Source organism: Micromonospora inyonensis, from assembly GCF_900091415.1.
Lineage (GTDB): Bacteria > Actinomycetota > Actinomycetes > Mycobacteriales > Micromonosporaceae > Micromonospora > Micromonospora inyonensis.
Map to the genome: position 1 here is coordinate 178,960 of NZ_FMHU01000001.1, position 25,792 is coordinate 204,751.

The 25,792-nt window shown below is 70.7% G+C and carries 1 protein-coding gene (cut by a window edge); it reads right to left on the minus strand.

Annotated features, from left to right (window positions below):
• On the minus strand, positions 1-25,792 hold the end of the coding sequence (locus GA0074694_RS00835; protein WP_091450922.1) for a toxin glutamine deamidase domain-containing protein. Its footprint extends 31,538 nt past the window's final position; only the last 25,792 of its 57,330 coding nucleotides appear in the window; its start codon lies off the right edge, out of view; its stop codon occupies positions 1-3.

Genomic DNA, 25,792 nt, shown 5'->3' on the forward strand with positions numbered 1-25,792 from the left:
CTAGGCGGCGATGGTAACCGGAGCCGTCAGTGCCTGCTCACGCATGAGGTAGAGGCCCCGCTCCACGTCGACCAGCAGGGTCCCGTACGGACCGTAGATGACCGCCGTGACGTCGTAGCGGTACTGGTGGAACGCCCGCTTCGCCTCCACGTTGCGCTCGTTCACCTCGCTCATCTCGGCCGCGTGGGCTTCGCCGTCCTCGCGACCGACACCGACGCCGTCGCCGTTCCAGCCGAGCTTCTTCATGCCGCCGGTGCGATCGCCGGTCTGCGGGCCGAACGAGAACTCCCAGCCCGAGGAGGAGTCACCCTTGTTGATCGGGCCGGCCTCGTTCTGCTGGTACCGCCGGGCCTTCTGCTCGAAGGCCAGCGGTTGCCCGTCCTTGTCGACGTAGAGCTCCGCCCGCCGGATGTCCAACCCGAGAGTGATGCCGGTGCCCGGAACCTGGTAACGGTGTTGGAGCAGCGGCTCGAGACGCGATCGCAGCATCATCTCGGACGCGTGGTGCGCCACCAGGCGGTCGAGGTCGCTGCCCCCGTGCACGCCCGGCACCCGCCAGGCGCCGTCGGTGCCCAGGTCCAGGCCCTGCCGCAGCCGTGGCGGTTGGGTGGTCAGCGCCGCCCAGCGTTCGAACTCCCGGGCCACCCGGTGCAGCCGCCACGGATGGAGGTTGCGGTCACCGGCCAGGTCGTCGTTCAACCGGGGCCGGTGAGGCCTGGGTTCCGCCCACCGAGGTATCGGCCGGCCTGCGCCGGTCGTGGCTGGGACCACGACGAGGGCCAGCCCCTGCCCCTGCCAGCTCCCCGGCTGTTCGGCCGTCGGCCGGGTCAGGTAGCGCGGCACGATGAGCCGGACGTCCCCGGCGACCTGGATCTGCTCCTGCCAGCCGATCCCGGGCAGGTTGTCCCAGAGGTCGCGGACCGACCGTTCCAGGTTCGGCTGCCAGAGGCCGGCGAGCCAGGCGCCCCCGAACAGCACGTTGCGCACCGAGTCGAGCACGTACGTGACCGCCTGGGGCATCTCCGTGGTCAGCGTCATGTCGATGGTGAAGTCCAACGGGTACTCGACCTCGTGCGACTTCTTGGGTCCGGTCCGGAAGATGTCCTTGGACTCGGACTGCGTGCCGCGTTCACTGGAGTTCGCGCTCTCCTGCCCGTAGTCACCGTGCCCGCCGAGGACGTTGCCCTCGTCGTTCAACGCGGCCCGGCCGGAGAGGTTGACGAGTCCGCCCCACGACGCTCCGTAGCTTGCCGTGTTGGACTGGGCGTCGTGCGTCTCCCCCCGCAGGGTGAGGCTGACCCGCTCGCGGGGGCGGTCGCTCGACTGCGCGGCCGACGGGGTGGCGCTGACCCGCACCCACAGGTACTGCGTGGTGTGGTAGGGCGTGGGCACCGGGAACCAGCCGTACACGCCCTCGCCGGACAGGGGAAGGTACTGCGTCTCCAGGTTGCGGGAGGAGAACCGCTTCACCAGCGCGCGCCGCAGGTGGTCGGGGATACCGTCGCCGGAGGCGAACAGGCCACGCTGCCGCAGCCGTTGCAGGATCGTGTCCAGCACGGCGTTGGCCCGCAGCCGCTCGGGGTGCCCCACGGCAGGCAACAGCTCAGGGTCGATGATCTCGCGGGACGGCGGCGGGTCGGGCGGTTGCGGCCCGGGCCGGTACAGCCCCAGATCCTCGGCCGCACGATCGGTCACCAGGAGATCCACCGCGTCGTCGGCGTCCAGGTAGACGGGAGCGGTGGCCGTGGTCTCGCCGCCCCGGGTACGCAGGGCGGTGACCTCGAAGACCACCCGGCCGTGATAGGCGTGGACGACGTCGTTGTAGGTGGCCCGGGTGATGTCGATGGCGCCGTAGTCCCTACCGTCCGAGCCGCCGAACGACACCCCGCCCTCGGCGTACAGGCCGCCCCCGAAGCGGCCGCGCTCGTGGGCCTTGTCCGAGCCGCCCCGGTCCGAGCCGCCCCGGTCCGGGCCGTCGCTGTCCGGGCCGATCTTCTTCGCGGCGGTCGCGTGGTTGAGGTACTGGCCCCCGACTCCGGCCTTGCCGCCGAGGCTGAGTGCGTTGCTCGTCCCGGCGGCATGGCTGATCGCCGACTGCCGGTACTGCTCGAGTTCGACACCGTCCGCGCTGTCGATGCCGTCGCTGCTGTACTGGTACGTCAGGCCCGCCGCGAAGAACCGCTCCCGGATCCGGACGGTCTGCTGGTACCCGTCGTGGGCGGGCAGTCGCAGCTCCCACCCGTGCTCCTCGACCGCCTCCGGGAACCCGGCGGCCAGTTCCGAGCCGGCGCCGAGATCGAAGATCGCGTCGGGCCAGTTCATCGGCTCGTCGAACCACTCGTCGGGCAGGCCGTTCACCTGCTGGTACAGCCGCGCCGCAGTGGCGGGCAGCTCGGGCACGTACCGGAAGGCCGCATACATGCCGGCGCTGCCCTGGACGTCCAACGGCAGGTGCGGCGGCTGGCCGGCCGGTGCCCACGCGGAGTCGGGTCGCGGGCTCGTGCGGGTCACGCCCGCGGCGTCGAGCTGCGCCGTCGTGACGGTCCGCTCCTCGCCGGTGCGCGGATCACGCGGCACGTGCTCGACCGGCACCGCGATGTGGGTCGCCACCTCGGCGCCGTGTCCCGCGCCGACCAGCCAGGTCTCGCGGGGTCCCCAGCCGCTCTCCGTCTGCGCGCGGATCATTACCTCGAACGCCGTACGGTAGCGATGGTCGACGACGTCTCCGAGGGTCTCGGTCCGGCGGTACTCCTGCATCACCTGGCTGAGCTCGTGCTCCTTCGACCGGGTGTGCTCCGCCGTCACGCCGAGTCGTGGGAAGAACACCCTCCCCTGGAGTTCCGTCCCGCTCTCCGGCGTCTGCCCGTTCCGGTCGGACTGCTCGACGGTGCCCACCGGCTTGGACACCCGACCGCCCAACCGGCCGCCGACGCTGCCCTCGGTCGACCGGGAAGCCGACGTGGTGGCTCCGGTCAACGCACGGGCGTTGACCGTCATCGGGTATTCCGGACTGTCCAGCAGTTCCCGCCGGTGCTCGGTCACCAGGATCTGGTACCGCTCGCCGCCGACCCGCACGGTGAACTTCTTCCCGGCCTGCGTCCGCGTCGGATCGGCCTCCATCGCGGCCCGGCCCACCTTCGCCAGGACGGTGCGGCGCACCACGGCGCCGATGTCGGCGCGCCCCGACTTCTGTCGCAGCACCGACTCCACCAGGTCGGCGACCTGTTCCGACCCGGGCATGTTCGCCGCGATGCCCAGACCCTGGCCGCGCCGCATCGCCAGCGCCAGCGGCTCGCGGGGCGCCGGGCCGGCGGGCGGCACGTAGGGCTGCCGCGCCTGCGGCGCCCAGAGCACCGGCGGCGACAACCGGACGGCGATCTCGTCCGCCGGGGTCGGAGCCGGTGCGGGGGTCGCGGCGGCCGGCGTGATCAGCGCCCGTGGCCGCCCCGTGCCCGGCCCACCGAACTCCGGGGTGAAGACCGTCCCGAAGACGCTGCGCTCGAACTGCTGCGCCTCGCTCACCGGCACGCCCAGCTCCGCCACCACCCGCCGGGTCACCGGCGCCACCGTAGCATCGCCGTGCGTGGTCAACGTCAGGTCGAACACCACCCGGTAACGCGCCTGGTCCTCCCTACGGTTCAGCACCGTGTGGTTCAGCGCCTTGCCGCCCACCTCCAGCGCGGACTCGCGTTCGGACTCGCCGCCCAAGCCGAACGAGAAGCCACCGGCCGTCTTGTCGGCGGCCTCCTCCCGGCCACCCGGGTCGGCCGCCACGTGGGTCAGTCCGAGGAGCGCCGCGTCCACGTCGAGGCCGGCGCCGCTGGTGTCCGACACCTCCTCGCCGGAGGTCGCGATCACCCCGAGGTCGTCCCGGACCGTGACGCCCTCGGTGATCCCCACCAGCTGCAACTCCCGCATGACCGCCTTCGTGTCGACGTAGCCGCGGAACCTGCGGAACGTGCGCCGCTCGTCGATCGTGTCCGTCATGTCCCCGTTCGACAGTACCCAGCGACTACGGTTGCGCGTCGTGCGCTCGTTGAGCAGTTGGCGGGTGACCTTGTCGGCGATGCTCGCCGCGGTGTCGGCCGGCAGGGCAGCCGTCAGTGCCTGGTGCCAGCCGGTCACGAGTGGGGTCAGGTCGATCGCGTTGAGCACGTCCCGGGCCTGCGACGTCGACCGTGTCGGTGGCTCGGGTGGCGACGGCGCGAGCGGGGCCGCCGGGTTCGGCCCGGCGCTGCCGTTGGCATACAGGGTGGGCAGGGAGATGTCGAGGAGGCCGGTCTCGGCCGGCACCGACGCCCGTCCCCACTCGACGCCGTTCACGAAGACCTGGAAGGACACTCCGCTGGTGAACGACGTCGACTGGGTCACGTACATCTTCCGGCCCCAGATGACCCGGGTCTCCCGGGACATCGCGTGCTGGCGCTCGCTCTTGATCGACACGGACGGGAGGTTCGCGAGCAACCTGGACGCGTGCCCGGTCGAGAGGTCGAAGGTCTCCTCCAGCCCACCGTCGATCTTCCGTCCGCTGGACACGGACGTGCCGTCGCCGGCCTTGGTCGAGCCGAACGAGACTCCGTACACCCGCGTGCCTCCGGCATCCCCTGCGGGCGACGGTCGCGGACCGTACGGCACCGGACGGATCCACACCAGTCGCCCGCCGGCGCTGAGGGTCACCCCGGAGAACAGCACCTGCTCCCAGCGCTCCCGGTGTTCCTCGACCGCGCGGGAGTCCGCCGGATCCGGTGCCGTCAGCAGCGCGTACAGCGCCGCCGACACCCGTGCGTGGATGGCTGCGTTGCCCAGGTCCAGCCAGTCGGTCGCGCCCAACTCGATGTCGTCGGCGGCCCCGGTCGGCACCCCGGACGGCAGGTCGTCCATCAACTGCGCGAGGGTCTCCGCCACCTGCTGCGGCGTCAGGTGCCGCACCGCCGAGACACTCAGCTCACCGAGGGCACCGGCGGCGAAGTACCACGGCGTCGCCGGCTCGACGTCCCTGGCCGTTCCCGTGGCCCCGGTCCGGGCCGCGTCGGCTTGATCCCGCTCCCCGACCGCACGTTCCCAGGCCGTACGCGCGTCGGCCGCCGCATTCCGGGCCCGGTCGAGCTGCCCTTGGTGGTGGGCGACGTGCTGCGCCAACCGGGTGCGTTCCGCCGTACGCGCCGCCGCGTCGACCGCGTCCCTCAGCTCGGCCTGACGCCACGTCTCCGCCCGGCGCTCCGCGTCGTCGGCGTGCTCCCGCTCCGCCTCGACGCGCTCGCGTTCCGCCTCGACCGCACGCAGGTCGGCCCGCTGCCGCTCGTCCTCCTGCCGCCGCGCGTCCTCGTCCGCCCGGACCCGTTCGGCCTCCGCCAGTTCGGCCTTCCGCCGGTCCTCCTCCCACCGCCGCTGCGCCTGCTCGGCCAACTGGTCGTCGGCACGCTGCTGGTCCTGCCGGAGCTTCGCCGCTCCCTCGGCCAGCTCGCGCTCCCGTGCGCGCCACTGCGCTGCCGCAGCGGTTACCTGCCGTTGCTGCGCACGTTCCGCCGCGAGGTGCTGCTGCCCGGGGTCCTGGTCCGCCAGCTGTCGCTGCGTCTCCTCCTCCGCAGCCCGCGCCTCCTGCTCCTGGCGTCGTTGCTCCTGCCGGTCGGCCTCCGCCCGCGCGGCATCGCGGACCGCCTTCCGGGCCGCCAGTGCCCCCTGTACGCCCTGCCAGGTGTCCCACCGGGCCTGCTCGTCCCGCCGGGCCTGTTCGCGTGCCGCCGCCCGCTCGCGTGCCTCCTGCCCCGCCACCAGGCGCTGGGCCGCCCGGGTGGCCGCCTCCTGCCGGGCCACCTCCCGCTCACCGGCCCACTGGTCCGCGAGCTGCTCGGCAGCCACCAGCGCCGCGTTCCGCTGCCGGCTCCGCTCCGCTGCCCGGTCCGCCGCCGCTGCCTGGCCCACCTGCAACGCCTGGAGGCCGTCCGTCCACTGCTCTGCCGCCGTCCGCCAGTCCGCCTCCCGGCTGGCGGCGTCCTGCTCCAGCGCCTGCCGCGTCCGGTCCGCCGCCCGCACCGCCTGTTCCAGCAGCTTCTGCGTTGTCCCGCGCTGCCGTTCCAGCTCGGCCACCCGGTCCTGGGCCCGGGTGAGCCGTTCCCACGCCGCACGCTCCGCCGCCTGCGTCTCGTTTCCGTCAGTCAGCGCCTGTGCTGCGGGCGCCGGTGGCACGGCCGGGCGGGCCTCGACCTGACGCGCCACCGCCTCCCGCGCCGACGACAGCTCGCTCCGGGCTGCGGCGAGGTCGCTCTCGACGGCAGCGGTCCTGTCCCGGATGCCGGCCAGTTCCCGGTTCAGCCGGTCGACCTCCGGCGTGCTGCCGGCCGGCGTCGCCGCCACGTCGCCGCCCTCGGCGGGGCTGGCCGCCGTGGAGGGCGCGGGGGCGCTGCCCCCGCCGGCACCGGCCAGATCCTCCCCTGCCGGAACCGTCGCGGTCGCGTCCTCTCCCGCCGTCGAGGGCGCCCGCGGCACACCCACCCCGTCGGTCGTCGCCACGAACCGCACCCGACCGGGTCGGGCGGGCCCCCGGGCCAGCCCACCCTCCTGACCGTCGAGGAACACCACCTTCCCGTCGTCGGTCCGCACCACGTTGACCGCGTGTGAGATCCGGTCGCCCTCACCCGTCACCGCCATCACACCACGGGCCCCCGGCGCCGCGGCCTTCATCACCTCCACCACCGCCGCGTAGTCGGCCGCCTCCACCAGCGGCCGGCCCGCGTACCGCTCCAGCCATGCCACCGGGCTGGCCTTCTCCGGCGGCACCTGGTGCCCAACCCCATCAGCCAACGACAGGTCGGTGCCGATCGCCGCCAACACGCAGTTCGTCTCGAACTGCTGCCCCCGGCCCCGGTGCGGGTTCACTTCGCGCAGCCACGGGAACCGACTCAACGCCTCGGCCTGCGACAACCCACCCGGCAGCAACTCGTCTCCCGTCGCCCGGCCGGCCAACCCGGCGGACGCCGGATGCGGGGACGGGACATGGACGACGACGTCGGCCCGGCGGAGGTCGTCGGCCTCCGTGACCCGGTCAGCGACGGTGTCGCCCAGGTCACGACCCTGAGAGTCCGAGGTGAGCACGATGTCGGCCGCCGTCACGTCCTGCCCGCCATCGAGCAGCGTGGTCAGGTCCTGGGCCAGGTGCCGACTGAGGACGTCGATGACGCTGTTCGCCCGTTCCCATCCGGTGGCCACCGCGCTACCGGGCCACAGGCGGGTGCCGTTGCCGTATCCGGTGACACCGATAGTGGGCAGGGGAAGGCCGTTGTCGTGCCGCCAAACCGCGAGCTTGCTGGTCTGCCGCGAGACCGATCGCAGCATGTTGAGTTCGACCGGTCCCGGAGTCTTGGACCCTGGATCGAAGCTGATCCGCATCGGATCGGGAAGGGTGGAGCCGCCGACGACGACGGTGGTGAGTGGGTTCGTCAGCGGAACCGGCACGGCGGCGTCGTAGAGCACCGCCCTCTGCTCGTGGAAGGTTTCGCCGGGGCGCTGGCTGAACATCTTGAAATGCCACATGTCGCTCGCCCGCGGCAGATCCATCAACTTCGCCATCGCGGCGCGAGCGGACTGCCACGCCACCGCGTCAGACCCGGCCGCCTCGGTTCCCGACTTCTCGACGATGGCGAGTGCCTCCGCCAGGTCCAATCTGCGTTGCAGCGCGTCGACGGCCTGGGGGTCGCCGCCACCATCCGCCACCGCCCGTGCAAGCGTCGCCTTGACGGTGTCGAACCGACCGCGATACGCGGCCAGTGTTCGTTCGATCGCCTCGTCGACGGCACGTCTGCGCCCACCGAGACGGACGTAGTTCTCCAAGGTGATCTGGGTCTTTCCGTCGGCGCTCTGCGCGACGACCGCTCCGAAGTGGTAGCCGTAGGCGTTGGCGACCGTACCGCCACGGGCGAAGTCCGTCGTCATCGAGGCTTCGCCGTCGGCACCCTGAGACATGATGGCGCTGGTGGCGTAGGCCTCGCCGATCCTGGGCCAGGCATGTTCGTTGATGCCGATCCGCCTCGCGACCTGGCTGAGTCTGGCGTGCTCGGCGCGGCTCGCCGGATCGTTCCGGAGCGCGGCACCGTACGCGGCACCAGGAAGTGGGGGTTGTGTGACGCCGCCGGTCAACCGCCGGTCGGCCGCGATCCTGGCCGCCGCCCATCCCGGGTCGACGGCGGCGAGGGGGAGGTCGCCGGCAGCGACGGCAGCCACCCCCTCGGCGAGATGATGCACACCCAGCAACTCGCTCCCGTTCCCGGCGTCGGTCTCCGCCAGGAAGGTCTGGCCCTCGGCTCGGAACACCACCCCGTCGGGTACGCCACCGAGGACGACGCTCGCGAAGTCGACGCAGACGTCCGGCGGGGGGTTGTCGAAGTCCGCGCTCACCCTGCGGAGCGTCACCGGTCGACCACCGTGGTCGACCGTGACGGTCACGGCACTGTCCACCGTCAGCCTGACGTTGGCCCCGGCCCTCGCCAGCCCGCGCCGTGCCGCGTCGATGACCTCATCGGTCGCGTAGAACTCCGTCGCCTCGGTCACCGGGCGGGCACCGCTGACCGAGGCGATGCCGTTGATGGCGAGCGTGCCGTCGTCGGACAGCCGCAGCGGTGGATGCCTGTGGGTGACCACCTGTTGTGCCGGAACGTGCGCGGGAAAGTCCGCCTCGGTGGGCTGGCTGTCCCGGCTCGTGCTGACGACGCTCAGCCGCTGGTACGACCGCAACGGAGCCCCGACCTGACCCGCGCTCGGGCCACCGGACGATGCCTCAAGCTGGTACACGCTCGTCGTTCTGGGCCTCGGCCGGGGGTGCGGCAAGGGTGTTCTCGTCAGCCGCGGCCGTTCGACCTTCGGCGTGCTTCCGGTCGGCGTCGCGTCCGCCGTCGCGGATGACGTGGCGCCGCCACCTCCGAACGTGGCGGCCCGGCCCTCGGCGTCGACCGGACTGCCGGGGTCGGCCGGCGGGGGCCACTCCTCCGGTACGGCATCCAGCCTGGGCGAGTAGTCGGATCCGAACGGGCTCGGTTTCGGGTCCTCCGGAAACGGGCCGGGCTCGGCGTCGGTCGGGTCCAGCGCGGTGTTGCGCCGGGTCGGGGGCACGAGAATGCTGGCGATCGAGCTGGACAGGCTGCCAGCCGCCGTGCCGGTGTTCGCCCGCGAGAGGCCGGTGGTGAGATCGACGAACGAGGATCCGCTATCCGAGGGCCCCTCGTTGTTCTGCGCGTACTCGAGTACGGCCAGCATCTGGTCCAGTCGGGCCAACGGGTTGTCGGCGGTCTGGCTCTCCCGCGCCATCGACAATTTTCTGGTGAGGCTCTCCGGGCTCTCGTCGACATGGGGTTGGTTCGCGTCCGACACCACGAAGATGTATTTGCTGTCCTTCCGTTCGTTCGGCGGGAGCTCGGGAAGCGAGTCCTGCAGCCCGATCCGGTTGTACTCCTCCCGGCGGTAGGTGAGCTGTTCGTAGAGCTGTTGCTGGCGCATGTCGAACGTCTTCGAGGTCTTGCCCTTCTCGAGCTTCGGAACCCGCTCGTCGTAGGACCCCTGGGAACGGACGACGTACTCACCCGCCTTCTCGATTGTGTTGTCGGCGACGAACTCCCAGGCGACGACCCGAAGACCCTCGATCTCGCGCCGGTCGACCTTCTCGAAGAGGATCTTCGCCTCGGTGTTGTGCAGGACGCTCGGTACCATCACCCCCCGGTACACGTGGGCGTCGATCATCCCGTCGGTGACTGCCACGAGCTGGTGGGAGAACTGTTCCCACATCCGGTTGAAGCCGGGCGGGTAGTTGAAGAAGCTGCCGGTGCCGAGCATGATGTTGTCGAAGATCTGCCCACCGGGCGTCGCCTCGAGCATCCGGTTGCCGTTCTGCTCGGTGATCCGTTCGGCGACGGCGGGGCCGATCTTGCCCCAGAGGGCGAGCTTCGACCGGAACTGCTGGACGGCTTCCCGGAACTGGTCGTCGAAGTCGCTGTCGTGCTGGTGGTTGAACCACCACTTGGCCGGGGCCGAGAAAGCGTGATTGTCCGCCATCAACTGCGCGAACGGGGCGACCCGGTCAGAGCCGAACTGCTTGACGACCTCGGCGTCGATCTGGTCGTTGGTCCGGCCCTCAGCCTTCAGCCGGAGCTCGAGCTTCATCTGCTTCTTGAAGTCCTCGTAGGCGGCTCTCAGTTCGGGGTTGTTCCACAGCTTGTCGTAGCGGGACATGCGGTACTCGATCTTGTGCCAGTCTTCCTTGGCCTTCCGGAAGTCGATCGTCGAGCCCTCCGCGGGGAGGTCCTCGGACGAGGAACTCTCCGGCGAGGGGATCTGACCGGGGGAATGCGGCGACGCATGGGCAGCTTCGTCCATCCCGGCCAGGTCCGCATGCTCCGCAACGGTCACGGTCGCGGCGTCTGCCACCCCCGCCGGCGGGCGCGGGACGCCCACGCCGTCGGTGGTCGCCACGAACCGCAACCGGCCAGGCTCCACCGGCCCCCGCGCCAGCTCACCCCGCTGACCGTCGAGGAACACCACCTTCCCGTCATAGGTGCGCATCACGTTCACCGCATGGGAAACCTCGTCGCCCGCACCGGTCGTCACCAGCACACCCCGGGCACCCGGCTCCGCCCCGGCCATCACCTCCACCACCGCGTCGTAATCGGCCACCTCCACCAACGGCCGACCCGCAAACCGCTGCAACCACACCACCGGCGACGGCACCTCCGGCGGCACCTGCCAACCCACCCCACCCGCCAACGACATGTCCGTACCGACCGCCGCCAACACACAGTTCGTCGCGAACTGCTCCCCCCGACCCCGGTACGGATTCACCCCACCCAGCCACGGGAACCAGACCGACACCTCAGCCGGCGACAACTGACTCGGCAGCAACACATCCCCGCGCTCCGACCCACCAGCCACATCCGCCGACGAGTCCGACCCGCCCGCGTCGGAGTCGTTCCCCCCATCAACCGGCCCATCCGGCACGCCGGGCAACCCCGCCGGCCCGCCAGCATCATCGGGCAGGGACCACAACCGCACCGTGTGGTCGTCACCGGCGGAGACCACCGCCCGTCGGCCCGACTCGCCCTGCAACGACGTCACCGTCCGCACCCTGCCGGTGTGGCCCTCCAACGTCCGGAGCAGCGCACCGCTGTCCGCGTTCCAGACCCGCACCGTTCCGTGCGCATCGGCGGTGGTCAACCGCCGCTCCGACCCCGCCTGCCACGACGTCACGGCCACCGCCCCGCCGGTGTGGCCCTCCAACGTCAGGAGGGGCGCACCGGTGACCACGTTCCAGACCCGCACCGTCCCGTCCTCACTGGCAGAGGCCAACCGCCGCTCCGACCCCGCCTGCCACGACGCCAGTGCCACCACAGCGCCGGCGTGGCCCCGCAACGTGAGGAGCGGCGCACCGGTGACCGCGTCCCAGACCCGCACCGTCCCGTCCCAACTGGCGGAAGCCAACCGCCGGTCCGGCCCCGCCTGCCACGACGCCAGTGCCACCACACCGCCGGTGTGGCCCCGCAACGTCAGGAGCCGCGCACCGCTGGCCACGTCCCAGACGAACACCGTCCCGTCCGCCCAGTCGGCGGAGGCCAACCGCCGGTCCGCCCCCGCCTGCCACGACGCCACCGCCCCGACACCGCCGGTGTGGCCCCCCAACGTCAGGAGCCGCGCACCGGTGACCGCGTCCCAGACGAACACCGTCCCGTCGTCGCTGGCGGAGGCCACCCGTGGGCCCGGCTCCCCCGGCCACGACGTCACCGCCCACACCGGGCCGATGTGGCCCCGCAACGTCAGGAGCCGCGCACCGGTGACCGCGTCCCAGACGAACACCGCCCCTTGCATGTCGGCGGTGGCCAAACGCCGGTCCGGCCCCGCCTGCCACGACTCCACCGCCACCACCCCGTCGGTGTGGCCCCGCAACGTCCGGAGCGGCGCACCGGTGAGCGCGTCCCAGATCCGTACCGTTCCGTCGTCGCTGGCGGAGGCCACCCGTGGGCCCGGCTCCCCCTGCCACGACGTCACCGCCCACACCGCGCCGGTGTGACCCTCCAACGTCCGGAGCTCCACACCGTCGACCACGTCCACCGAAGATGGGTCAGGCGCCTGTCCGAGGTGCTGGTCCAGCTCTGCGGCCGCTGTCTCGACCTGACCGACCCGGTCCCCCAGCCCCCCGAGCTCGGTCGCGGGCAACGATTCCACGTAGGCGTCCACGGTGCGGTGCATCCGCGCCCGGCTGAGACCCTGCATCTCCTGGAGGTACCGGTCGGACAGCCCCGCCAGGGCGGACCGCGCCGGGCTGTCGTCCTGACCGGGGGCGGTCATCCGCCGCAACTCCCGGTCAGCGGCGTCCATCCGCCTCGCGTGGCCGTCGGCAAGATCTCGCCACCGCCCGATCAGATCCGCCCGCGCAGTGGCGACCCCGTCGTCGGAAACGGGCACCGCCTGCTCACCCGACCCGGCTGCACCGTCCCCGGCCTGCCCCGGCACCGCCGCCGCCGGCAACGACGAGACCTGCTCCTCCACCCACTGCCGCGCCAGACCGAACGCGCTGACCGCGGAGAACAACTCCGCCCGCCACTGCTCGGACACCTCCGGCACCCGCCCCACCGCACGCAGGTGGGGCAGCGGCGGCGACACCCCAAGGGCCGCCCGCAGCTCGGAAACCTGCTCTGCCGCACCGTCCGCCGACCACAACGACGCCACGTCCTGGCCATGCTCCGTCAGGAACCGGTCGAAGTCCGCCAATCCCAGATCCCGCACAGCGGACAGATCGACAATCCGCCGACCGTTTTCGCTCTGAACCCCCTCCGGCAGGTTCTCGCGGGGGTTTTCAGGTCTTTCGGTCACCACCGGCTGGCCCGGTGCCGTATAGAAGACCCAGGCACCCAGATACACCGCCCGCAACACCTCCGAGGCGGCCTCCGGCACCCCCCCGTCCGCCCGGACCGCCGACACCGGAGCCACCACCGTCTCCCACACCCGGTCGATCTCATCCTCGACCCGTTCCACCACCTCCTCGTCCACCACGTCGTCAGTGGCCACCAACGCCACCGCCAGCCGCCGGTTGCGCTCGTCGCCGACCCACCTCTCCAGCCGCAGATCAGGCCGATCCGTCCCCACCGGCAACGCGTCCTCACCCGTCCACCCGCGCGTGAGCCCGACCAGCCGTTCACCCAACGCCACCAACTGGTCAACCCGCTCACCCATCCGGCGCTGCCCGTCCACAGTCGCCGGACCACCCACCACATCGGGAAGCGCCGCCCTCAACTCCCCGGCCCAACCCACCCGACCCGGAGCCGCCGCCCCCACCGCCGCCGCGATCCCCTCCACCTCGGCCAACACGCGGGTCCACCCGTCCGCCTCAACCAGATCCCGCGCCGCCCGAAGGCCCCCACCCGCCGGCTCGCCGGTGGCCAACTCCTCCATCCGCACCGGCCACAGGTCATCCTCGGCCGTATGCGTCAACACCACCGTCGACGTCCACCCACCGAACCCGTGCACCACCACATACACCGGCTCCCGCAACCCCGACGCCGCCGGCGGCAACGCACCATTCAGGAAGTCGAACAAAGACGGCACGACCGCCTTGGGATCGCCCGGATACGGCCCCGGCACACCCACCACCAACACCCGCGCGCCATCCGGCACCCACCCCGGACCCACATCCGGCACCCCCGCCGGGCTCGCCTCCGTGATCTCCCCTACCAGCAACTCCGCGCGCCGCAACTGCGTCACCCGCAAACCACGCTCCGACGGCACACCCGGAAGGAACACCCAATTCCGGAAATACGAGAACGCCCGCTGCCCCAACCGCGCCCAATCCCGATCAAAAGACAGGAGATACGGCCCATGGTGAACGGGCAATCCCTCCAGCCTCCGACGGCCCCGATATTCAAGGTCAGCGTCCTCATTCACCGGACGCGCCTGGACCTCCCGCAACAACGCCGGGAACGTCTCCCGACCCGAGAAATCGACAGCGACCAGACCGTGCGGGAGCACCCCCGCGCCCACGTCCGCCACATGCCGCCCGAGGATCGCCACCGCCCCCGACTCGCCACGCGCTGCCCGCAACGCCGCGACCTCGACCAACGTCCGTGGCTGCACCACAGGAACACCGGACGGGTAAGCGCTGTACGGCGACAGCTCGATCACCGCCGCCTCCGGCAGCTCCACGCCCAACTCGCCGTCAATCAACCGCTCCGCCAGAGCCAGCACGTCCTCATGCGCACGGTCCTCGAACGCCAACACCACCCGCCAGACCGCATCACCCGCAGGCCGATCCTGCCCCGTCCTCGCCGCCCACGCCTCGGCATCCGTCACCGCCTGCTCCCGCGCCACCGCAGCGAGACGCTCCACATCAATCCCAGTGCTCACGCCCTCCGGATACACCACCACCGACCCACGACCCGACTCTGTCCGGAACCGTTCCCCCGACACCAGCGGCAACCCCGCCGGCCAGGCAACCCCGTCCGACAGGGACCACAACCGCACCGCCCGCCTCTGGCCGACAGCCAACAGCCACCGGCCCGGCCCCTCCGGCAGCAACGTCAACGCCTCCACGCCGTCGTGGCCCTCCAACGTCTGGAGCACCACCCCGCGGTCCACGTCCCAGATCCGCACTCTCCCGGCCACGTCGCCAGCAGCCAACCGCCGCCAGCCCGACTCGTCCTGCCACGACGTCAACACCCGCACCAAGCCGTCGTTGCCCTCGAACGTCTGGAGCACCACGCCGTTGTCCGCGTCCCAGACCCGCACTGTTCCGGCCACGTCGGCGGAGACCACCCGCGAGCCCGCCCCCGCCCGCCACGACGTCAACGCCACCACCGCGCCGTCGTGGCCCTCCAACTCCCGGAGCAGCACACCGTTGTCCGCGTCCCAGATCCGCACCGCCCCGGCCGCGTCGGCGGAGGCCACCCGCGGGCCCGCCCCCGCCGGCCACGACGTCAACGCCACCACCGCGCCGGTGTGACCCTCCAACTCCCGGAGCACCACACCGTTGTCCACGTCCCAGACCCGCACCGCCCCGGCCACATCGGCGGAGGCCACCCGCCGGCCCGCCCCCGCCGGCCACGACGTCAACGCCACCACCGCGCCGGTGTGACCCTCCAACTCCCGGAGCACCACACCGTTGTCCACGTCCCAGACCCGCACCGCCCCGGCCACATCGGCGGAGGCCACCCGCCGGCCCGCCCCCGCCGGCCACGACGTCAACACCCCGGAGTGGTGGCCCTCCAACCTCCGGAGCACCACCTCACCGTCCACGTCCCAGATTCGCACCGCCCCGGCCACGTCGACGGAGGCCACCCGCGGGCCCTCCACCGCCTGCCACGACGTCACCGCCAACACCTCGCCCAAGTGGCCGATCAGCGGGCCCCGCCTGTCCGGCACGGCGGACAGGTGGGCGACGGGAAGGTCCAGTGCGACAGTCCGGTCATGCCAGGGTGCGACACCGTCGTTCCCGTGAGGTCCGGACCCGACCGGAGCCACGGTGACGTTGACGGAGAACGCCTCGGACAGCAGGTGTGGTAGCGCCCCCGTGAGGCGAGGGACCGACGTCCCCCGCGCATCCAGAGCCTGCCGCAACAACGCCCTGTCGTCCAGGGACAGACCGGCCCTTCCCTCGTCGAGGACGTCGGTTCTGTCGATGAAGTAGCCGAACGAGTCGCGCAGATGGTGGCGGACTCCGTCCGGTGTCTGCTCACCCAGCAGCACCATGACCTCGTGCCCCGCCCTGTCGAGGAACTGCGTGAACAACCGATCCCACGCGTCCGAGCGCAGCAGCCCGGCCGGCAGGGACGGCAGCGGCGCAGGAACCGGAACGGACTCCGACGGGGGCCGGGCGGCCCCGTCCATCCCGGCCAGATCCGCATGCTCCGGGACGGTCACGGTCGCGGCGTCTGCCACCCCCGCCGGCGGGCGCGGGACGCCCACGCCGTCGGTGGTCGCCACGAACCGCAACCGGCCAGGCTCCACCGGCCCCCGCGCCAGCTCACCCCGCTGACCGTCGAGGAACACCACCTTCCCGTCATAGGTACGCACCACGTTCACCGCATGGGAAACCTCGTCGCCCACACCGGTCGTCACCAGCACACCCCGGGCACCCGGCTCCGCCCCGGCCATCACCTCCACCACCGCGTCGTAATCGGCCACCTCCACCAACGGCCGACCCGCAAACCGCTGCAACCACACCACCGGCGACGGCACCTCCGGCGGCACCTGCCAACCCGCCCCATCCGCCAACGACATGTCCGTACCGACCGCCGCCAACACACAGTTCGTCGCGGAATCCCGCCTCCGCGAGTTCGGACTGTCCGGATCGTCAGCACGACCCGGGTTCACACTGCCCAGCCACGGGAACCAGACCGACACCTCAGCCGGCGACAACTGACTCGGCAGCAGCACGCCACCACGTCCCGCCTCACCAGCCACATCCGGTGGGGGTGGCGGCTGGTGTGGCGCGGTCGCCGGGCCGGGCAGCGACGACCCATCCTGGACGCGCGGACGCTTCGGGGCCCGCCGAGCTCCCGACTCGGCTCGCTCTTTGCGCCGGTCGAGCATCGTCTGTCGGTCTTCGAGCTGCTTTACGAGAGCGTCGTAATCCGCCGCATCCCTGACGAAGAGCCGGAAGACGTGTTCGGGTTCGGACACCGGCGCGTTCGGTTCAGGGACCAACGGCGCCCTGACCACGACGACAACCTCTTTGACGCTCTCGACAACGTCGTCCTTGCCGACCGGCCGGAGCCGCTCCCCCACCTCCAGGGTGATCGGCGTCCCAGGGGCGAGATTCACCTGCCGCCCATCTGACGTCCTGGCCCAGGTTCCGCCGCCGAGAGAAAAACCCAGAGGACCAGGCAATCGACTGTGCGAGCCAATTGTGTCAGCGAAGGATCTCGCCCGGGAAATGCTCCACCAATACCCACGTTCCCACAGCGCCGTTTTGCGCAGCAACTCAATGTCGTCGATGGTGGGGGCAGGATTGACCAGTTGCAGATACAGGTCCCGCCCAACCCCGCTCTTCTCAGCCGGCATCACCACGACCGCGATGGGTCGACCATCCGGGCCGTACCCGAGTCGAAGAATGGCCTCCTTCATGTTCCTCGGGATGACAAATGGACTTCCGTCGGCCACTTTGACGACCGGGATCCGGACTCTCTGGAGTTTGTCGCCCTCCGAGCCCTGGCCGAAGGAGCGGGTCAATACACCCGTCTTGGGGTCCAAGCCCGCCGCGATGTGAAAGACGGAGCTGATCGCCGGCTCGTCGAGTTGCCACACATGGCCGTGCGCCCTGCCCCTCAGTTCAGCCAGATCGCTGTCAGAAAATCTGCGCTCGATCTCGCGGTAGGCAAACTTCTCGACGCCGTCGGCCAGGTACGGGATCTTGACAATGCCGACACCCTCCCCGTTGGCCGACCCGAAGTCGACAGCGACCATGTCGCCCGGTAGGACCACGTGGTCGACACGAGTGAGTTGCACGTCCTTGCCGCCCAGCCGGAAGCGCAATTCCGCGTACGCGCCACTGTTGGCCTTGACGTGGGCAGCGATGCGGAGGGTGAACGGGTCTTTGAGTTCCCATCGGTAGTCACCTGCCCAGGTGGCGTCGTCGCTGAGGCCGGTGAGGTATCGGTGGTATGCGTCAAGTTCTTCGGCTTGGCGGCGAGGAGAGAAGAGGCGCTTACCGACGGCCGCGAGGTCGCGGTCAAGGTTGTATCGCAGGAGGGACCGGTGAGGCTCCGGAGAATTCGCTTCCGCCGTGTCGATTCTGGCTTTCAGTAGACCGAGCGCCCCGCTGAAAAGGCTGTCCCATCGCGACCGTGCGTGGTCGGGCCACTCCCGCTGGTAGCCGCTGGCGATGCGGGCGAGGATGTCGGCATCGGCCGGGTCACGAGGTTTGAGGACGATGTAACCACCCTTCCACCACACGACGGGGCGTGGGATGGCACCGTCATCGGGCGGCGGGCCGATGTCGTCGTACGGGTCGCCGAACGGATGGTAGAGCCGCATCGGCTGGTCCAATCCCATGGCCAGCAGATGGAGAGCGGCATGGGTGACTTCGTAACCCACGGATCGGGGGTTTGCCATCTTGTCGATCCAGATCCGGTGCAGGGCGTCTCGTTGCTGCTCGGACATGTTCTCCGGATCCGGATACGGAAGAAGCTCCCTGATCCTCGGCGATCCGCCCGGGGCGAGTTCCTTGGCCAGTTGGCGGGCCAGCCATCCGCTCAATCCAGCCGGGGTGGTGATGCCTTTCTTCCCCAAGTCTTCCCGGTAGGTGTTCAACACCGACTCGTTGAAGACGTAGTTCGGCCTCCAGTCAAGGTTTGCGGGATCGAATTCGAACACCTCGCGCGCCCACCTGCCGAACGCCGCCTCGGCAGCGGCTCCAGCGCGCTTCAAGTAGCTGGTGGCTTCCTCCACTTCCTTTTCCCAGTCCGACATCTGCCCGCCCGATGGCTGCCCCTCCGGGTCGAGCACGGGAGTCGACATGTCGGCTCCGGCGAACGGGTCCGCCGTCCACCCCAGGTCCGCGAACTCCGGGCCAAGATCGAACGGGTCGTAGTATTCCGCTGAATCGGACGGCTGCCCGCCCGCGTCAGCGTCGGCGTCGGTCGGGGGGTTCCATTCCATCGCCGCCGGCCGGCCCGGCAGCGAACCGGAAACCCGCTCCGACGACCCCGAGCCCGACCCGGACGACCCAGTCGGCCGGGGCGCGACCGTGGAAGCCACATACGAAGCAGCCGTATCCCGGATCTGCTCAAGCTCCCAGGCGGTGAACCCCGGATCGTTCAGATGATCATCACCCACACGCCTGGAACCCCTGAGCAGATCACCCGGCGAAGCATGATGCGGCACCCCAGCGAAATGCTTCAACTCATGCCCATAAGCACGAGACGGAAGACCCGCAAGCCAATGCAACTGAGTGATCCGACCCGCCGAACCATCCTCACTCACATAGACGTTGTCACTGTCCCTCAGGTCACTGCCGTACCGGCTGAGCCGAACCTCCGTCTCCGCGGCCGGATCGAACACCACCGCCACCGCCCGCGACCCACCCCCCGACCCCAACCCCGCGTTGGTCCGCACCACCCACTGCTCGACCGCACCCAACGTGGCCAGAATGGCTTCCTCCGCCACGTTCGCGTCAGGCACCAACCGAAGACGGAACACCACCGTCCCCGACCCACCATGCACCCAATGGTCGACGTGAACCCGAACCCCCGCGTCCTCCCCCGCCGTCTCCACCCGGAACGGACGCCCCTCCCCCGGCGTCTCCACAAACCGCAACGGCTCCCAACCCCGCCACGTGAACCGATCCGACTCCACCCGCGTCATCTCGCCCCACGAAGGCAAACCCTCCGCACTGCGATACGACACACGCCAACCACCATCAACCCGCACCACCGACGGCTCCACCCCAGCCGCCCACCCCGACGACGACCCAACCCCGCCATCGGCCGAAGCCGCACCAGCCCACTCGAACGCCGCCGGCCCCCCAGGCAACGACGACCCCCCGGTACGCCGACGCTTCGCGTATGGCTGGTATATCGATTCGCCTCGCTCTCTGCGCTTGTCGAGCATCGCCTGCCGCGTGCGGAGCCGGGCGATCAAAGTATCGAAATCGGCGTCCGTCTTGCCCGTGGTGACAAGCCGGTAGGCGTGTGTGGGTATCTCCGACACGTCGACCACCGAGTTGGCGCGCAGGTAGGCCTCCTTGGCCGCGTCGTCCAACGGCTTCAACGGCGCCTTGACCACAAAGACATTGCTGGCAAGTTCCGGTCCGATCACCCGCTTTCCCACCCGCAGGGTGATCGCCGCCCCCGCAGACAGATCCACCTCCAGCCCATCGACTGTCGCGCCCGCACCGCTGGCCGAAAGATCGATGGGTTTGGGCAACCGGGCACGGTCCGTCAATGCGTCGTCGAAAGAGTTTCCATCGACAAGCACCCATCGATCCCGCGACTCCCAGAAGGATTCCCTCTTGCGCAGACGCTCGATGTCGCCCACGGTGGGGGCGGGATCGGTCAACCTCAGATACAGGGCCTGCCCCCCGTTCCGCTCGGCCGGAATTTCCACGACCGCGAGGGGTTGACTATCCAAGTCATACCCGACTTCGAGAACCACATCCTTCATGTCATCGGGGACGACAAACCGAGTCCCGTCGGCAAATGTGGTCCGTGAGATAAGGGCTCTTTGGCTGGCCTTGCCTACATCACCCTCACCGAACCGCACGCCCAAGACGCCGCTTCTCAATGATGTCGACATCTGGAAGGAGTCAACGAACGACGGCTTGACGGATTCCAACACTCGGTCGGAGGCCCTATTGCTCGGACCGGATTCTCCATCCCTCAGACCGGAGACTCTATTCCTCAGAGCGGATGCTCTGTTGCCCAGTTCGGCCAGCTCGTTGTCATCGAACTTACGGTCGAGTTCGCGGTAGATGAACCTCTCGGTGCCGTCGGCCTCGGTGTACGGGATTCTGGCGATACCGACGCCCTCCTCGCCGACCTTGCCGAAGTCGATAGAGATGATATCGCCGGAGGCGACATGTTGGGTGGTAAGCAGGAGAGAAACAACTTTGCCGCCCACCGAGGCGTTCAAATGCGTGTGGTTGCTGTCGCCCCTGTAATCAGCGGCGGTCAGGCGGAGGGTGAAGGGGGATTCGAGTTGTGGGCTCTCGTCTTGCCAGCCGCTGTCTTGCCGGAGGCTGTTGAGGTATCGGTGGTATTCTACGAGTTCTCGGGCCTGCGTGCGAGGGGAGACGGGCTGCTTACCGATGGCCGCGAGGTTACGGCTGAAGGTGAACTTCAGAATATGTCCGTGCCTGTTGGTCGGATTCGCTTCCGCCGTGTCGATCTGGCGTTTCAGCTCAGCGAGAAGGGCATCCAACTGTTCCTTCTCGTTGGCGGACACGGCTGTCTGCTGGAAGCCACCGTCGAGGCGGGAATCGTTCGGATCAAAAGGTAGGACGCGGTGGTAGGCACCGTTCCAGAAGACGACCTGATGCCGGACGGCACCAACATCGGGCGTCGGGCCGATGTCCTGCGGAGCATCGAACGGATGATGGATCCGCATGGACATGGACAAGGCCTTGGCCATGAGATGCGGAATCACATGCGCGAGTTCGTAATCCCTGGACAGGGCGTTCGAGAGCTTGCCGAGCCAGATCCGGTGCAGGGCGTCTCGTTGCTGTTCCGACACGCCGTCCGGATACGGAAGGAACTCGTTCAACGTCGACTGCTCGCCCTGCGCGAGCTCCTCGGCCAGCCGGCGGACCGCCAACGCGCGCAGCCCAGCCACGGTGGTGATGCCCTTCGCCGACACCACCGGTGTGTTCAACAATGATTGGTAGAAGGCTCTGGCCGCTGGCACATCCTCCGCGTCAAAAATGTCGAATACGTCGCTCACCCATTCGTCGAACTGCTCCTCGACGCGGTGCGCAGAATTCGCCAGCCGCAGGATCGTCAGTTGCACTTCGTAGTCGAGGGCCGACGATGATCCCTCCGGGTCGAGCGTCTGAGCCCGCTGCCACTCTGGGTCGAGCACCGGAGTCGACATGTCGACTCCTCCGAACGGGTCCGCCGTCCACCCCAGGTCCGCGAACTCCGAGCCAAGATCGTGCGGGTCGTAGTATGCCGCTGAATCGGACGGCTGCCCGCCCGCGTCGGCATCGGCATCTGCCTCGGAGTCGGCCGGGTGGTGCCATTCCATCGCCGCCGGCCGGGGCGCGACCGTGGGAGCCACATACGAAGCAGCCGTCTCCCGGATCTGCTCAAGCTCCCAGGCGGTGAACCCCGGCTCGTCCAGACGATCATCACCCACACTCCTGGGCTTCCTGAGCAGATCACCCGGCGAAGCATGATGCGGCACCCCAGCGAAATGCTTCAACTCATGCCCATAAGCACGAGACGGAAGACCCGCAAGCCAATGCAACTGAGTGATCCGACCCGCCGAACCATCCTCACTCACATAGACGTTGTCACTGTCCCTCAGGTCACTGCCGTACCGGCTGAGCCGAACCTCCGTCTCCGCGGCCGGATCGAACACCACCGCCACCGCCTGCGGCCTACCCTCGGGCCGCAACCGCTCGTTGGTCTGCGCCACCCACTGCTCGACCGCACGCAGCGTGCGCAGGATGGAACCCTCCACCACGTTCGCGTCGGGCTCCAACCGGAGACGGAACACCACGTTCCCCGACTCACGGTGCACCCAGTGATCGACGTGGACCCGGACCCCCGCGTCCTCCCCCGCCGTCTCCACCCGGAACGGACGCCCCTCCCCCGGCGTCTCCACAAACCGCAACGGCTCCGAACCCCGCCACGTGAACCGATCCGACTCCACCCGCGTCATCTCGCCCCACGAAGGCAAACCCTCCGCACTGCGATACGACACACGCCAACCACCATCAACCCGCACCACCGACGGCTCCACCCCAGCCGCCCACCCCGACGACGACCCAACCCCGCCATCGGCCGAAGCCGCACCAGCCCACTCGAACGCCGCCGCACCCCCCGGCAGCGACACGTCACCGCGTACCGCACCGGCCACGCCCGCCGAAGGGTCCGGCTCGACCGGCGGGGTCGACGTGGTCCGCGCTGCCACGTCCACGTGGTGCGCGAGGGCCGACGGGTCACGGGGGCGGTCGGTCCCGTCCGGTGTCAGGACGATGTACCAGATGTCGTCCGGTCGGGCGCCCTGGCCGGCCCGGCCCTTGGCCCAGGTGCCGAGCATCTGCATGCTGCCGGTGTGGATCTGGTTGCGGGCGGGTTCGTACCAGTGCAGTTGCGTGGTGGGCAGGACCACCCCGGCGGCGGCCGTGGACCCGGCCACGGCCAGCACCCGGGCACCCGGGCGTTGGTCGGCCGGCAGTTCACGGGTCGGTCGGCTCACGGTGAACCCGAGCCCGGGGACGGCGTCCAGCATGTCGGCGAGCATGTCGGCGCGGTACTGCGGGGTGTACGCCAGCCAGGCGGCGGCCACGGCGTCGGGGCGGCCGGTCTCCACCGGTCCGGCCGGCGGCGTGCTGGTGGGCTCCGGCCAGGCCCTGGTGTCCAGGCCGTCGGCCAAGGCCCGGAGGCCGGCGGCGTCGACCGGCGGGACGGCCTGGGTGACCCACCGGTGGGCCAGGTATCCCTGGTGTCGGTTCAGGTTCTCCACCAGGGCGGCCACCGCCGTGGCGAAGTCCTGCCGCGACTCGATCTCCGCCTCGTGCAGGATCTCCAGCCGGGAGTTCACGTCGGGCCGGCCCCGGTGGGCGGCCAGGTCGTCCTGGACGCGCTGCGGCAGCCGCCGCAGGGCGTCGTCGAGGGTCTCCGGGCGGCCGGTGATGTCCAGCCGCACCACCTCTCCACCCGGGTAGGCGAGGTACGGCGGCTCGGCGCTGGTGCCGCCGTCGACCCGTAGTTCGACCGGGACCGCCAGGGTCGCGGCGAGGTCCCGGGCCAGTTGTACCCGGTCCCGTTCGTGTACGGCGGTCTCGTCCGCCGGGGCGGTCGCGGCGTTGTCGGCCTGCCGGGTCGGGTCGGTGCTCAGCACCACGCGCGCCGGGACCGTGCCGCCGTGCAGGGTGCGTACCGTGCGTTCCAGTTCCGGGACGACGGACCGGCCGTGGCCGGAGCGGGCGATCTCGGCCAACGCCCCGTCCACGTCCACGACCGGGGTGCCGCGCGGGACCGGCGGGACCGGCAACGCCATCGCGTCCACCTGCTGTTGTGCCGCGTCCCGGGCGGCCTCGCGGGCGGTCCTGGCCTCGTCGAGCATCCGTACCGTGTTGGTGTGCGCCTGCGCCGAGACGTCGCGGGCCCGGAACTCCTCGCTCGCGGTCTCGACCTGTCGGCGCAGGTCCGGAAGCTCCGCGCGGACCCGGTCGAGATCCGCTCCCGCGTCCCGGAGGTCGCCGGTGGCCTTCTCCAGCGCCGTCCGGGCCGCGTCCAGTTCCCGCCGCGCCTGGTCGAGCTCTGCCCGGGCGGCGGCCAGCCGTGACTCGTCCCGGCTGGTGGCGGGGTCGTCGACGGTCTGCCGGGCCGCTGACTCCAGCCTCTCCCGTCGCGTCACCTCCCCTTCGAGTTCCGGCATCGACCGGTCGAGGTGGTCGATGTTCACCTCGAGCCGGGCCCGTTCGCCTTCGGCCCGGGTGACGGCGGTCCTGGCGGCGTCGAGCGACGCCTCCGCGGCGTCCCGGGCACCGTGGGCGACGGCCTCGTCCCGGCGGGCCTGGTGGAGGTCGTCGACGGTGCGCTGGAGTTCCTGGGTGGCCTGCTGGAGGCGCTCCCGCGTCACCTGCCGCACCCGGGCCACCTCGGCGTCCGAATCGTCCGAAACGTCCGGGGCCGGATCGGGATCCGGTGCCGTGGTGAACAGCCGGTCGGCGAGGTGACGCAGTGCCGGCCCACGGGTGCCGGTGGCGTTGTCAGCGAGGTTGCGGATCGTCTCGGCCCACTGTTGCCGCTGCGGCGCGGAGAGGGTCTGACGCGCGTCCCGCACCAGCGTGGTGACGGCGGCGTCGGCGATGTTCAGGCCGGCGAGCGCGTCGGCGGTCAGGTGCAGGATCGCCGCGTCCACGGCGTCGACCGGACCGTCGAGGGTGGCGGCCAGGTAGCCGAGGGCCGACACGGCGGCCGGGTCGGCCACGTCCGGCCGGGCCAGCAGGTTGGTCAGCAACTCCTGCCGCCCGGTCGGCGCTCCGGGCAGCGGGTTCGGGGTCCCGGCCGCTGCCGACGCCGGCGGGGTGGGGCCGAGCAGGTACCGGTATCCGTCGTCGAGGTGGCCGTAGCGGGCCAGGGTGAGCAGCGCGTCCCGGGCGGCGAGGTCGACGTCGTGGGGCAGTCCCGCCCGGCGGATCTGCAGCGCGCTGTGCGCCCGGTCGGAGAGCAGCTCCGCCCCGTGGTCGTCGAGGAAGGCGCGGGAGTCGTCCCAGTTGTCGATGGCGAGCCACTCGTCGAGGGCGGCGGTGACCGGGGGCATCGGATGGTGCACGACGTCGGCCGGCGGCAGTACGGTGTCCGCCGTCCCGGCCCAGGTGGCGGCTGGTGGGGGCAGCGCCGGGATCAGGTCGGCGGCGGTGGAGACGTCCCGCCACGCGTGGGCCAGGTCGGTCGCGGTCGTCCCGGACGCGGTCACGGCGGCGGCGACCCGGCTGGCCTCGTCCGGGGTCAGGCCGTCGAGCAGTCCGGCGACGCCGTGGTAGCGCATCCGTTCGACGACGTCGAGCGCGCCGCGTAGGGTCGCCGCGTCCCGGCCGGCTGCCGCGGGCAACTCGGTCAGGGTTTGCAGGGTGTCCGGCCAGTTCTGCGGGGGGTAGATGGTCCACGCGGCGGAGGCGATGGCCCGGAAGGTGTCCAGCGCGCCGACGGCCGGGTCGAGGATGTCGGCCACGGCCCGCAGGATGCCGGCGTCGGAGACGGCCTCCGGCCCCGGCCGGGGTCGGGTCACCCGGGGGTCGGCGTCGACGAGGTCCGCCAGGGCCCGCAGCCCGGCCGGGGCGGCCGGGTCGGTCGGAGCGCTCGGGTCGGTCGGCACCACGGCGGCCACCGCGTCGGCGAGCACGCGGTGCCGGGCCGCCGCGTCGGCGGCGTCGAGGTAGTCGTACGCGGCGGTCAGTTGTCCGGCCCGGATGGCGTCGAGCAGGGCACGGTGCCGGTCGAGGACCGGATCGCCGGCAGGTGCCGGGGCCGTCTCGGGCCGGGTCGCGTCGGGCCGGGCCGGCGCGGTCGGGAGTGACGCCGGCCGGGCCTGCTGCTGGTCCTGCGTCAGCCGCGCCGCGGTCGGGTCGGCGCGCAGCACCCCGAGGTTGTCCTCC